Genomic DNA, 13,517 nt, shown 5'->3' on the forward strand with positions numbered 1-13,517 from the left:
ACGAGGTCCAGGAGAAAGCTGAAAAAAACATTTTCTCTTGGGCTTTTTATTTTGACTTGTATTTATTGGTGTTTGTCCAATTCTTCTTCAACTAAGGCATCTAATCTCTCAATCATTCTCTTCGCTTTGTCCTCGTCAATATCACGATAGTGGTGAAGACCACCTTCTTCTTCATCGAGTTCATCCGCAAGTTTTGTGATGGCTTGGAGTGGCGTACGCTTGATGAAACCTTCTTCGATATAGGAGTCCGTGTGGAATAGTATCGCATACGCAATTTCTTTGGCATACTTCGGATTTTCACCTAAACGAATCAATAATTTATGAGCACGTTCTGCCCCTTTAATGGCATGAATGTCATTTTCCTTGTACATGCTATAATCCCATTTTCCATTCTTATACCATGTATAATGCCCCATATCATGTAGCAAAGCTGCCTTTGTAGCAAGATCTACAGAAACATTTTGCTGCTTGGCCATTTTGAATGCATGGTAAGCACAAGCAATGGCGTGAGCCTTCCCAGAACGAGACAGGTATTTTTGTGCAATCCTATGATTATAAACTTCCGTTAACGTAACATATCTCATTTTCAGGCCTCCCAAAAAAGATAAATTTTTAGAATCTTATCATGTATGAAAGATATTATCAAGACAGAAACATCCAATTTGATTCGTAATGGGTGGAAGAACAAAGCGAAAGTGTTAAAATGGTTGTATTACGTGAGTGTGGTGATTTGTTTTGTTTTTAAGGAGTGTAAAATTAATATCGGAAAAAATACATAATGAGCGGGAATATCCTTTTTCGATACCAAGTATTAGAGGTCTCGAACAACTTGATTTTTATGAACCTGTTACGTTTTTTGTAGGTGAAAATGGGTCGGGAAAGTCCACTTTGCTTGAGGCAATTGCTCACCAGTGTGGGTTTAATAGTGGGGGAGGTGGAAGAAATAATTCCTACAATTTTGAAGATGCGACCCCAGCCTTAAGTGAGTATATTCGACTCTCATGGATGCCAAAGATCAATCAGGGCTTCTTTTTACGAGCAGAAAGCTTTTTCCACTTTGCCTCTTATTTGGATCAATTGGCCGAGGAGGATCCTACTTTTAACTATGAAGGATATGGGGGAAAGTCCTTGCATCAGCAATCCCATGGTGAGTCGTTTTTATCTCTATTTTTAAATCGGTTTGGTGATCGAAGTATTTATCTTTTGGATGAGCCTGAGGCTGCATTATCTCCAGCGAGGCAGCTTGCCTTTTTACGTGTGATACATGATCTAGCAAAAGGTGGAGATGCACAATTCATAATTGCAACCCATTCACCGATATTACTGGGATATCCGGGGGCTCAGATTTATAATTTTGATGCAACACCAATTGAGCAAATCGAATATGAAGAAACTGAGCATTATCAGATCACGATGGGATTTTTAAATCGGAGAGAACGGTATTTGGACGAGTTGTTTAGAGAAGATGAGGAAGAATAGGTGAATTTGATTTACAAGCCGAATGTAAGATTTAAAAAAAGACTACCAAACTGGTAGTCTAAAATAAACTAATAATCGCACCGCCAATTGCACCTGTCACCACTACAATCCAAGGTGGTAGTTTCCAATAAACAAGCATGCTGAACAAAATGGCTGCGAATGCAAAATCGATGGGTGCAAACACAGTGCTGGTCCAAATCGGGTGATAGAAAGCAGAAATCAATATTCCAACCACTGCTGCGTTAACTCCCATAAGTGCTCCTTTAATTTTAGGGTTGCGGCGTAAAGAATCCCAGAACGGTAATGTTCCTAAAATGAGTAGAAAAGCTGGTAGAAAAATAGCCACCGTTGCAAGTAGTCCACCTTGCCATCCATTTATCACAGCACCAAGATAGGCAGCAAATGTAAACAGTGGTCCGGGAACGGCTTGTGCTGCTCCATATCCAGCAAGGAATGCTTCTTCATTTAACCATCCTGTTGGAACAAATTCACGTTCTAACAATGGTAATACAACATGCCCGCCACCGAAAACAAGCGAACCTGATCGGTAAAAGCTATCAAACATTGCAATCCATTCCAAAGAAGTAACTTCTCTTAAAATCGGTAAAAGAATGAGCAAACCGAAAAACAATGTCAAACAGAAAGCTGCGAATTTACGAGATATTGGGAACTGTAAATTGGTAGTCTCGCTATCTGTTTGATTTTTAAATAAGATAAATCCTAAAATGGCTGCTATGAGAATAACGCCTATCTGTGTAAAGGCAGTCTGCCATAGTAAAGTTCCAACTAAAGCAAAAAGTGCAAGTGATTTTCTCTTTAAATCTGGCGTGAGTTTTTGTGCCATTCCAAGAATTGCATGTGCCACAACGGCTACGGCCACCAATTTTAATCCATGAATCCAGCCAGCAGTTCCGATATCCAACCCTTGTAGGATTACCGCAAATAGAATGAGTGCAATGACAGACGGGAGAGTGAACCCTAGGAATGAAACAATTCCACCGAGTACTCCTGCACGCATCACACCAATACCAATTCCGACTTGGCTACTAGCAGGGCCAGGCAAAAACTGACACAAAGCAACTAGGTCTGCATAGGTCTTTTCATCCATCCATTTACGGCGACGGATATATTCTTCGTGAAAATAACCTAAGTGTGCCACAGGTCCCCCAAAAGATGTCAAACCGAGTCTTGTTGATACAACAAGAATTTCAAGTAAATTTTTCATGTTTTCCCCCTCAACTAATCCTTAATTTCTTTAAAAAGCTCATAAGCTTTGTTCCGAGCTTCGATAAGAACGGAATTTCCTTTATCGGTTGTGGTATAATACTTTCTAATTTTTCCTTCTACATTTTTTTCTTCTTTTTCTAATAGACCATCTGACTCCATGCTGTGGAGGATCGGGTAGAGTGTACCCGAACTTATGACATATCCATGCTCTCTAAGTTCCTCGAGCATCCATGCTCCAAAAATAGGGTGTTCTTTTGCATGGTGTAAAATATGAATCTGGATGAATCCAAGAAAAAGCTTCCTCAATATTTTATCTTCCACTATATTTACCACCAATCCTGTTGATATAGAAAACCAATATCGGAAATCGATATCGAAATTATAGCATGTAAAAGAGGATACCTAAAGTCAAAAATGGAAATTTACAAAACCTTAACAATCTGAAACCTTTTTACTAGGCTATACGTATAACAAACTAACGAAAGGATGTGGGGGATATGAGCAAATATTCAATTTCAGAGTTTATAAAAAACACAGAGCAAGAAGACAAAGGTGAGGGATTGTTTGAGTTAGAGACTCCTAGAATGCTTGAAGTCAATTTGAATGGGATGATTTGGGCAAAAGCGGGGTCAATGGTTGCCTATAATGGAAAAATCAAGTATGAAAGAGAAGGAATCCTGGAGCATGGCCTTGGGAGCATGTTTAAGAAAGCGTTAACAGGAGAAGGGGCGTCGTTAATGAAAGCAAATGGGCAAGGGAAACTGTACTTGGCCGACAGCGGGAAAAAAATTATCATTCTGCAGCTACAGAACGAATCAATCTATGTAAATGGGAATGATCTTCTTGCCTTTGAACCATCCTTGAAGCATGAAATAAAGCTTATGAAGCGGGTTGCGGGTATGATGGCTGGTGGATTATTCAATGTTCGCTGTGAGGGGAGTGGAATGCTTGCGATTACGACTCATTATGAGCCACTTACATTGCGGGTAACGCCAGGAAAACCAGTTATCACAGATCCGAATGCAACAGTTGCTTGGTCCGGAAATCTTCACCCTGAGTTCCAAACGGATATTTCGTTTAAAACATTTGTTGGCCGTGGAAGTGGGGAATCGATTCAAATGAGATTTGAAGGTGATGGCTTTGTCATCGTTCAGCCGTATGAAGAAGTTTATATGCAGCAATCGAATAGCTGATAATTGAAAAGAAGCATAAGAGGAAAACTCATGCTTCTTTTTTTATGCTTTGAATCTTCTAATTTAAGGTCTCCACAAGACATCGACGAGTTCACGTTTGAATAGATTTGTGTCGATGTTACAAGTTTCGGAGTCTAAGCCATATTGCCAGCCCCATGCAAGTGAGCCTTCTGGAGCACTCGGATTATATTTTGGTGATTTGGCTTCTACTGTTATTCCTACACTAGGGGCAGCCGTCCAAATATAGTTCTGTTCAAGGATGGCGCCGTTGCTTTTTCCGGCCTCTTGATAGGCTTTAAACAAAGCTTGTTCAGGGTCAAATACGCCATAAATCCCAGATTTATACGGTGAGCCTTCAATTGTTTCAAACCATCCTTTAATAAACTCTGAATCAACTGGGTAGGTTGGTTCAATGTCAGCAAATATAGCAACTCCTTTTGGGATACCAATTTCACCTGCTAGTTTAATTGCTTCCTTTGCATGCGCGACCCCATTGTCATAACCTGTTGCTTCATTAAAATGATTGTAGATTGGTAAGATAAAATCGCCTTCAGCATGGATAATCTCCACTTGTTCTGCTGTAAGACCTACTGAGATTCCTTCGCGCTCGCCAAGATAACGACCAAATACAACTGGGTCACCAAAATTCTCTTTTACACAAGCATAAAAATCTTTTGTCGTTTCACTTGCTGAATCAATTCCCCAAACAATCACTGGGAGTTCATCGCTAGGCTTTGCTTTTTCATTGTTGTTTTGTTCTTCTTGTTCTTTTTGTTTATCTTCTTCTTTTTGCTTATCTTTTTCACTTTGTTTTTCTGAATCTGTTTGCTTTTCAGTTTCATTATTCTTTTCTTGATTTTGTTGTTCTTGCCTTTCAGCCGGTGGTGGTTTTTTCTTATCAGTATTGGAAGGAGGGGGAGTTGTCGGTGCTTCGGTCGTTGGGTTTGATGTTACGGGTTTTGTTTTGTCTTCAGTTATATAGAAAAACACCGCACAGCTTAAAAGGAACCCGATGATTACGGATATTAGTATATTAAATCCTTTCTCTGTCATTTTATCACCTCACCTTTGTCACCTTTTATATATATGTAAGGTGACAGTGTGCGGTGTGGGCTTGGGATTAAATCGAGATGTCCGATACGGAGCTTTTATACGTAGCTTGGTGAAGCTGCATTATATACCTTATACTTATTAGAAAAATCTCAAACACGATTAGCGTTAAAATGAGCCAAATCCCAAAAGATAGGACAAAATGCCGGATGTGTAAAATAATGGCGATATCTGTTTGGAGACGGAATGTAAATGTATCAAACATGGCAAAGGTAAATATCCGGCTCCACTGGGTGACATCGTAAATAAATATTCCTTTTTTTATTCCAAAATGTTTAAGTCGTGAATAAAGCCGGATGATCTCAATTGTCTCAACAAGTAAGTAAATAGCAAAGACAATCATCCAGACCGTGACGATGATAGTAGGATCGACATTTCCGGATACAATACAGGCAATTCCAGAAATGGACAAGGCCCCGTGGAGAATACAGTTTGTGTTATTCCAGTCATCCTTGATGGACCAGCCTTTTCGGATGTATCTTTTACCGATAAAATAAACCCCAACACAATAGAAAAGGAAACCGATCATAAGCAAGCTTGTGTTCAAGTAGGTTGGAACTTCAGGATATATGGTGTTTAATAAAAGTATTATAGACTGTGTACTAACAGTGGTTAATAATACAATCCCGTGAACCTTATGGTAGGAGCTGGTTTTATGGATTTCGAAAAAGGCTACTATCGATATAATGATATAAAATAGCCAGAAGCCGAAGTTCACAAGTGAGATGAGCATCGCGGGAATAAACCAATCATTATAAATGTAAAGTAAAATTCCAGAAATGGAGGAAGCGGCCACCCATGTTCCAATCCCAAATCGATTGATAGGATTTTGGAGATGGATCTCCCTGAATTTTCCCTTCCAAATGGTCATTCCTAAAGAAAAAAGAAATGACAACCATAGTGTAATATTGATCATCACTATAATTTCACCATAAACATCAAAGCCTGTTGTGAAATAGTTGGATAAAACCCCACGTGTCATAATTCCAATCGCCATTACCGCGGCTAAAGTTGAAGTTTTAACGAAAAAATTGGTGTGTTTTATGTAGATAAATCCGATTAATATGAGCAGTAGCCATAATAAAAACAATATAATCACCTTTTAAATCTAATTAATTACGAATCTATGTTACCATGTTATGCCTGAATAGGAAAAAGATCCGTTCAATGGATGAACGGATTTATGTTAGGCATTAGATTCCGGTTTTAATGCCAAAACCGACAAGGATTAAACCGGTGGATTTTTGGAATGCTTTATTGAATTTGGGATTGTTGAACCATTTTTTTGCGTAATCAAGGATTGATACGAGGAGTAAAAACCAGACAATGGCAAGGATGGACATAATAAGGCCCATTATGATTAATTGTTGGTTTATGTTCTCGTTCAAATCAATAAACTGGGGCATGATTGTGATGTATACGAGAACGGTCTTTGGATTAAGTATGTTACTAAGCAACCCTTGCAAAAATGAGTCCTTATGATGTTTTTTTGTAGGTGTAACTTGATTCTTAGCTTGTTCTTGAAGCTCATTCAATGACAAGGCGCTTTTGGTGAAGAAGCTTTTTATTCCTAGATAGATTAAGAAGGCAGCACCTGCATATTTAATAAAACTAAACAAAAATACTGACTTCGCAATTACAACGGATAACCCAAGAACGGCAATAAGTGTCCAAAAAGCGAGTCCCATAGACGTTCCAAGTAGGGTATAGCGACCAGCTTTTGGACCGTATGTAAGTGTGTTTTTGATGATTAACATCGTATCCACCCCGGGAATTATAACCATCATAGCTGCGATCGGTAAGTAGGCAATTAGGTTATCCATTATCTGTAGACCTCCATGTTGGTTTTAGTGACTACTACAGTAACTACTTTCAAAAATATTGTAGCAGATATGATTGGAATGCATCAATACTTTTTGTTAATATATTAGTTACAAAGGTAGCGACTATTATGGAGGAACGAAATTGGATAATATTTTTGATACATTAAAAAATTTGCATTTTACGGAGTATGAGGCGAAGGCATATTTGAGCTTACTGGAAGAATCACCATTAACAGGCTATGCGGTAGCAAAAAATTCTGGTGTACCTCGTTCGAAAATTTATGAGGTATTGGACAATCTAGTTATGCGTGGGGATATATTGGTTAGTCCGGGTAATACCCCGCAATACACGCCGGTACCTGCGAAGGAACTGATTCGACACCGTCGTACGAAGGCAGAGGAAAATTTTGATAGGGCAGAGAAGTTTTTCGAAAACTTTGAGCGCTCGGTTCATGACCGTGAAAATATTTGGAATATCACAGGGGATACAGAAATTCTGGATAAAGTGCGGACATGTGTCGAATCAGCTAACAAACGAATTTTGTTAGAAGTATGGAAAGAGGAGTATGAGTTATTAGCAAATGATTTAAGAGCAGCAGCCCAAAGGGGTGTAAATGTAACAATTATTGCGTACGGAGAGGTTGAATCTGATTTTGCCAATGTGTATTTACATGATATGAGCCTTGATATTACGGACGAATATGGCGGTAGATGGCTCGTATACAGTGGTGATGATTCAGAGGTCGTAGCTGGAATCGTGTCTTTAGGTAAAGATAGTCGCGCAGCGTGGACGATGCATGTTGGACTAGTCATGCCAATAACGGAGGTCATCATTCATGATTTATATTTGATGGAACTGTTAAACAAGCATCGTGATATTCTAGAAGAAAGCTTCGGTAAAAACCTAATTGACCTACGTCACAAATTTTCAATCCACCCGGATTTCAAAAAGCATTATGTGAAGTAAAATGGTTATGAAGCGTTGGTCTTGGATCAGCGCTTTTTTATTTGGAATGGAGAACTTGTTTATGGAAAGGGATATGGATAAAAAAGGAAAAAGTCATAGTATAACGGCCGGATAAGGTGTTGGTTTTGGATGAAACTGGAAGAGGCCGTGGCAAAAAGATGAAATATGGTATTAGCATTAGATAAAACTGGAAAAAGTGTAGCGTAAAGATAAAATATGGCAAGAGTTCTGGACGAATTTGGAATAACTCATAACATAAAGACCAATAAGGCATAATTTTTGGATAAAAAAGGAAAAAGTCAAGTAAAATCGTCCTTTGGGGACCTGAAAAAGTCCCCGCGGTTCGCTAATTACTCATCCTTTTTATCCCTAACTGAGGAGATCCCGTGGAGTGTGTTTTTGATGAGGTCTTCAGAAATCATAGTAGCACCAGTGACAAGGATAGCTTGTACAACGGATTGAATAATGAAGCCATAGTAAAGAAGACAGGCGATGGTGGCGAAACCTAATTGAATCCATCTGTGGGTCCACTGTGGAATGAAAGGAGTATCTTTTAGGATAAGCCCAATGAAATAAAGAACAGGAATTAAAATAAACGCATCTTGCCGAATATAAAATTTTAAATTGAGATCCATTTTTTCACCTTCAACATATCAAATCCCTTTTAGGATAAATTATTCCAAAAAGAAGGTATTGGTTAGTGTGAAAAGGATATTTTAAATTTTTAGAGAATTATTTGACTATAACCCTATCAATATAGTATTACTAAATAGAAGGATGATTGAAAGCGATTTCCAAAATTTAAATACAGTCAGCCTGTCCTTCTCTTATTCAGAATGATTTATTTTTTATGCAAGTAAATATGTTTTGAAATTGGAGGAAGTAAATATGTCGAATATTCCATCTATCCTGAAATCCTTAAGGATACCTGTTATCGGTTCACCCATGTTTATCATTAGTAATCCAAAGCTTGTGATTGAACAGTGTAAGGCAGGGATTGTAGGGTCGATGCCTGCACTGAACGCTAGACCAGCCTCCCAACTGGATGAATGGTTGGCAGAGATAACTGAGACACTAGCCGATTACAATGCGAAAAATCCTGACCGCCCGGCAGCTCCATTTGCTATTAATCAAATCGTACATAGGTCAAACAATCGGCTTGAACAAGACATGGAGCTATGTGTGAAATACAAGGTACCGGTTATTATCACTTCCTTAGGGGCTCGTGAAGAGGTAAATGTAGCAGCTCATAGTTATGGAGGAATCGTTTTACATGACATCATTAATAATAAGTTTGCCCATAAGGCAATTGATAAGGGGGCAGATGGCCTAATTGCCGTCGCTTCAGGTGCAGGCGGGCATGCAGGTAGCAAGAGTCCATTTGCTTTAGTTCAGGAAATACGTCAGTGGTTTGATGGTCCATTAGCTTTAGCAGGATCCATTGCAACTGGGAAGTCCATATTAGCGGCTCAAGCTATGGGAGCAGATTTTGCCTATATCGGTTCACCATTTATAGCAACACATGAGGCACGAGCAGCAGAAGACTATAAGCAAGCCATCGTTAATTGTAATTCGGATGACGTTGTGTACAGTAATTTATTTACGGGAGTTCATGGAAACTATCTAGCACCATCCATTCGTGCAGCAGGCTTAGATCCTGACAATCTTCCTGAAAGTGACCCTTCAAAAATGAATTTTGGTGGAGAAGGGAAATCAAAGGCTTGGAAGGATATTTGGGGAAGTGGTCAAGGCATAGGTGCGATTAATGAGGTGACAAGTGCTGGTAAGTTTGTTGATAAACTCCATCACGAATATATAGAGGCAAGAGAAAATTTATTGAAGGCAAGCCAAGTATTTGCTTAGTGAGATAAATTTATTGTGGTGCTTATTCCTAGTTTGATTTTTTGTAGGAGTAAGCCCTTTTTACTTCATGCTTGTTTGAGGAAGGAGGAATTACAGTGGACATAGCTCGGCATAACAGAAATGCTTGGGATAAGAAGGTAGAAGAGGGTTCTAGATATACTCAATCTGTGAGTAGTGAAGTAATCGAAAAGAGTAAAACTGGCGAGTGGGAAATCACCGTTACAACTGAAAAATCAGTCCCTAGACACTGGTTTCCGAAATCGTTAGATGGATTGAAAATTCTTTGCTTAGCTTCAGGTGGGGGACAACAAGGGCCCGTTTTAGCCGCAGCTGGAGCAGACGTAACCGTTTTTGATCTATCTAAAAAACAATTAGAACAAGATGAAAAGGTAGCAAAACGTGAAGGATTAGCGCTAAAAACAGTACAAGGCGACATGTCAGACCTTAGTGAATTTGAAGATGAATACTTTGATATAATCGTACACCCTGTTTCTAATTTATTTGTTAAAGATGTACGCCCTGTCTGGAAGGAAGCATCTAGAGTTTTAAAAAACAATGGTATTTTGATTACTGGGTTTACGAATCCTTTACTCTGGATCTTTGATGAAAATCAAGAAAATAAAGGGATTCTAGATGTTAAGCATCCTATACCATCTTCAACCCTGGATTATTTACCAAAGGATGATGTACAAGATTATATCAATTCAAATCAAACAATCGAATTTGCCCACACCTTGGAAGACCAAATTCAAGGGCAAATTGATGCTGGGTTTGTTATTTCAGGTTTTTATGAAGATGATTTTGGTGGAAAAAGATTATTAGATAAGTATATTAAAACATTTGTTGCTACACGAGCAATTAAGTTAAAAGAAACGCTCAGAGACTTCTGAGCGTTTGTCTATATGAATCTATTTTATTTCTTAGCGAGTACCCCTCGTTTCAACACGTGTTTTCGTTGGTCCCCATTTAAGTAAGCTGTAGCCAGTGCAACTAAGAGCAATATACCTGTCACTGTGAAAAGCATTTGTGTAGGAAATAGGCCACCTAAAACCCCTCCGATAAGCGGGCCAATCATACCTCCAATTTGATTTGCAGTTTGACTTAGGCTGAAAGCTCTGCCGCGGAAATCTTCTGGCGTAATTTTGACAATAAGCCCATTTAAAGCAGGGAAGATCGCACAGAAGAAGACTCCATAGATGAAACGAATAATTGAGAAGCCCCAGATTTGGGTAAAGACAATCTGAGCTAATGTGCCAATTCCGGCTCCAAGTAGCCCAATGAATAAAATCCTATTGAACCCCACCTTGTCCGCCCATTTTCCCCACACAGGTGCAAACAATGCACTCGCAAGACCAGGTAATGCAATTATAAAACCGGTCAGTAATGTTGTATAACTTGAGTGACTTGCGATATCGGCGATGTATAGTGGTAGAATCGGGTCTATAATCATTGTAGAGCAGCTAACCATTAAGGTCAGAATCAATACAAGGAAAAAAGGGCGATTGTCGATTGCGATTTTAAAATCCTTGATAACGGAACCTTTTTCTTTGTTCGCTTTGAAGTTCTCTTCTTTTACGAAAAAGATAATTAACATGGTTGCCAATAAGACAATGATTCCCGCGCTTGCAAAGGCCCAGCGATTCCCCCAGAGTTCAGCTAAACCGCCACCCAAGAGAGGTCCTATAATCATCCCAGTTGCTGCTGCCGATGAAATCATGGAGAGCGCATACCCAACTTTTTTTGTTGGAGTGTTTGTACCGACAAGTGCAATCGAGCCTGGGATAAACCCACTCAATAAACCTTGCATGATACGTAAGCCTAAGATTTGATAAGGATTTGTAACAAATGCCATTAACGTATAAACGAGAAAAAGGGCAAAGCCAGCCCTTACAATCATTGGTTTACGTCCGTATTTGTCGGCAACTCTTCCCCAAAACGGTGTCGCAAATGCACCTGCAAAAAAGGCGGCCCCATAGATTAGCCCTGACCATAATTCAGTGTGGTCATGTACCCCGATTTCTAACAAAAAGATCGGTAAAAACGGGATAACCATTGAAAACCCCGAAGCGGTAAAAAAGACACCAATCCAAAGAACCCATAAATTTCGTTGCCAATTCGGCATGATTTTTTCCATCTCCTAAAAATATACTTGTTTTTTTAATAGATTTATAGTACCACAATTGCAGATTATTTTCATTAACGAAACTTTCGGTTTGTGAAATAATTTTGAAGTTAAAAAAATACTCAGAGCTCCTGAGTATTTTTAGTGAGGAAAATAAATATGTAAGGTGTGTGCTCCATTTATTAATTGAAAAAAGTCACGAAAATCGGGGAGGATCTCAATTGTTTGATAGTTCATTAATAATATCGTTTGTTTCACTTCATTGTCTTTTATGAAATGGAGAGTATTATCCTCGACTCGTAAGCAAGAAAAAAAGAACCCATTACGTTCAATTAATTGTTCATCCTCATACCAATTTATAACTACCTGTTGATTTGTGTACTCCATGAGTTTGTGTAGCACTTCATTATTTTTTCTAGTCGCGAAAAACATCACTACGATCACCTCAACTTGATTATAGAGCTTGTAAATAAGCGAGAGGATGATATTCTTTCACATGAAAAAAGGCCCCAAAAGGTTTGTTTCATTTTGATTAAGATTTTTCAGTATAATTACAAACTGGCCATTAATATTAAAAAGACGTTTACAAATCAAAGACATTTGCATATAATTCCTCCTTGCGATGCTATAATACAATAACAAAAGTTTGGAGGTATTGTGATGGCTACCAAGCGAGAGTATTATTTTGATAACGCAAAGTTTATCTTAATATTCCTTGTTGTCTTTGGGCATTTTATTCAGCCTTTTATAGATGATCATAAAATCATCATGACAATTTATCACTTCGTATATTCCTTTCATATGCCTGCTTTTATATTAGTTTCGGGATATTTTGCAAAGGGATTTAGGAAGGAAGGATATATTAAAAAGACGGCAAAAAAACTGTTGATTCCCTATTTGATTTTTCAGCTTATCTATACAATTTATTATTACTACCTATATAATGGTCAATCACTTTTATTTGAGCCATTTAATCCACAGTGGTCCCTTTGGTTTTTAATTAGTTTATTCTGTTGGAATGTGATGCTGTATGCGTACACGAAACTACCGATGAAATGGTCGTTGACTATCGCAGTTTTAGTGGGGATAGGTGTAGGATATATTCCTTTTGTGGAAAATTATCTAAGTTTATCAAGGACATTTGTCTTTTTCCCATTATTTTTACTGGGTTTTTATTGTAAAAGAGAGCATTTCACAGCTTTGAAACGCCCGGCTGTTCAAGTGGGATCAGGTATTTTGCTGTTAGCTATATTAATCGGCTATTATTTCGTGCCAGATTTCAACACCGGTTGGTTGCTTGGCTCAAAGTCGTACGAGACGTTATCTCAGGAGAATCTTGGGGGACTCATTCGTTTAGCAGTCTACCTGGTTTCAATTGTTATGACAGTTGCCTTTTTCTCACTTTTACCGAAAAGACAATTTTTCTTCACTAGCTGGGGTACACATACATTATATGTTTATTTGTTGCACGGCTTTGTCATTAAATATTTCAGAAGTAGCGAATGGCTTGACGTAATTAACGATACCGGAAATATTGCAATATTAGTGATGGCATCACTCATCTTAACATTATTGTTGTCAACGAAAACAATACGAGCGATTACTCAGCCGTTAATTGAACTTCGAATCTCCATCATCAAGAGGTTCTTTAATGTCAAACAAGAAGGCTACTAAATAAAAGGGACGTTTCTCTTGGTTCGGTCAGTACCGTAAACCCAGGAGAAACGTCCCTT

Annotated in this window: 15 protein-coding genes; 6 read left to right on the forward strand and 9 right to left on the reverse strand. The window is 38.5% G+C overall.

Going from position 1 to position 13,517, the window contains the following annotated elements:
- Window positions 1-62 precede the first annotated feature (62 nt).
- Entirely contained in the window at window positions 63-584 is a 522-nt protein-coding gene (locus CKK03_RS12125; protein WP_099362841.1) for an HD domain-containing protein, read from the reverse strand.
- 151 nt (window positions 585-735) lie between these two features.
- On the opposite strand from CKK03_RS12125, the gene CKK03_RS12130 reads away from it, so the two are divergent.
- Entirely contained in the window at window positions 736-1,479 is a 744-nt protein-coding gene (locus CKK03_RS12130) for an AAA family ATPase (RefSeq protein WP_099362842.1), read from the forward strand.
- A 58-nt stretch (window positions 1,480-1,537) separates the two neighbouring features.
- Here the strand turns inward: CKK03_RS12130 and CKK03_RS12135 are convergent, their stop codons facing one another.
- Complete coding sequence (locus CKK03_RS12135; protein WP_099362843.1) at window positions 1,538-2,704, reverse strand: chromate transporter; 1,167 nt, start codon at window positions 2,702-2,704, stop codon at window positions 1,538-1,540.
- 14 nt (window positions 2,705-2,718) lie between these two features.
- Entirely contained in the window at window positions 2,719-3,027 is a 309-nt protein-coding gene (locus CKK03_RS12140) for a PadR family transcriptional regulator (RefSeq protein ID WP_099362844.1), read from the reverse strand.
- Between the two features lie 176 nt (window positions 3,028-3,203).
- Here CKK03_RS12140 and CKK03_RS12145 point away from each other — a divergent pair, with 176 nt between their 5' ends.
- A complete protein-coding gene (locus tag CKK03_RS12145; protein WP_099362845.1) occupies window positions 3,204-3,899 on the forward strand; it encodes an AIM24 family protein in 696 nt (231 codons plus the stop codon).
- 63 nt (window positions 3,900-3,962) lie between these two features.
- Here CKK03_RS12145 and CKK03_RS12150 read toward each other — a convergent pair whose 3' ends face one another.
- From CKK03_RS12150 to CKK03_RS12160, 3 genes are all read right to left on the reverse strand, one after another.
- Complete coding sequence (locus CKK03_RS12150) at window positions 3,963-4,952, reverse strand: glycoside hydrolase domain-containing protein (protein WP_099362846.1); 990 nt, start codon at window positions 4,950-4,952, stop codon at window positions 3,963-3,965.
- A 67-nt stretch (window positions 4,953-5,019) separates the two neighbouring features.
- Window positions 5,020-6,099: a TDT family transporter gene (locus tag CKK03_RS12155; RefSeq protein WP_099362847.1), complete on the reverse strand. Its 1,080-nt coding sequence runs from the start codon at window positions 6,097-6,099 to the stop codon at window positions 5,020-5,022.
- Window positions 6,100-6,202: 103 nt separating this feature from the next.
- Window positions 6,203-6,832, reverse strand: a complete 630-nt coding sequence (locus CKK03_RS12160; protein WP_099362848.1) for a homoserine/threonine efflux transporter — start codon at window positions 6,830-6,832, stop codon at window positions 6,203-6,205.
- Window positions 6,833-6,974: 142 nt separating this feature from the next.
- Here CKK03_RS12160 and CKK03_RS12165 point away from each other — a divergent pair, with 142 nt between their 5' ends.
- Window positions 6,975-7,799, forward strand: a complete 825-nt coding sequence (locus CKK03_RS12165) for a TrmB family transcriptional regulator (protein ID WP_099362849.1) — start codon at window positions 6,975-6,977, stop codon at window positions 7,797-7,799.
- 350 nt (window positions 7,800-8,149) lie between these two features.
- Here the strand turns inward: CKK03_RS12165 and CKK03_RS12170 are convergent, their stop codons facing one another.
- Entirely contained in the window at window positions 8,150-8,434 is a 285-nt protein-coding gene (locus CKK03_RS12170) for a phage holin family protein (protein ID WP_099362850.1), read from the reverse strand.
- 253 nt (window positions 8,435-8,687) lie between these two features.
- On the opposite strand from CKK03_RS12170, the gene CKK03_RS12175 reads away from it, so the two are divergent.
- On the forward strand, window positions 8,688-9,662 hold the full coding sequence (locus CKK03_RS12175) for an NAD(P)H-dependent flavin oxidoreductase (protein ID WP_099362851.1): 975 nt from the start codon (window positions 8,688-8,690) through the stop codon (window positions 9,660-9,662).
- 95 nt (window positions 9,663-9,757) lie between these two features.
- Window positions 9,758-10,552, forward strand: a complete 795-nt coding sequence (locus tag CKK03_RS12180) for a class I SAM-dependent methyltransferase (protein WP_099362852.1) — start codon at window positions 9,758-9,760, stop codon at window positions 10,550-10,552.
- A gap of 23 nt (window positions 10,553-10,575) precedes the next feature.
- Here the strand turns inward: CKK03_RS12180 and CKK03_RS12185 are convergent, their stop codons facing one another.
- Together CKK03_RS12185 and CKK03_RS12190 are read right to left on the reverse strand one after the other, a co-directional pair.
- Complete coding sequence (locus tag CKK03_RS12185; RefSeq protein WP_099362853.1) at window positions 10,576-11,784, reverse strand: MFS transporter; 1,209 nt, start codon at window positions 11,782-11,784, stop codon at window positions 10,576-10,578.
- Window positions 11,785-11,925: 141 nt separating this feature from the next.
- Window positions 11,926-12,216, reverse strand: a complete 291-nt coding sequence (locus CKK03_RS12190) for a hypothetical protein (RefSeq protein WP_099362854.1) — start codon at window positions 12,214-12,216, stop codon at window positions 11,926-11,928.
- A 228-nt stretch (window positions 12,217-12,444) separates the two neighbouring features.
- On the opposite strand from CKK03_RS12190, the gene CKK03_RS12195 reads away from it, so the two are divergent.
- On the forward strand, window positions 12,445-13,458 hold the full coding sequence (locus CKK03_RS12195) for an acyltransferase family protein (protein WP_099362855.1): 1,014 nt from the start codon (window positions 12,445-12,447) through the stop codon (window positions 13,456-13,458).
- Window positions 13,459-13,517: the final 59 nt, after the last annotated feature.

The sequence above is a fragment of the Fredinandcohnia onubensis genome (genome assembly GCF_002734215.1).
GTDB classification, from domain to species: domain Bacteria; phylum Bacillota; class Bacilli; order Bacillales; family Bacillaceae_L; genus Ferdinandcohnia; species Ferdinandcohnia onubensis.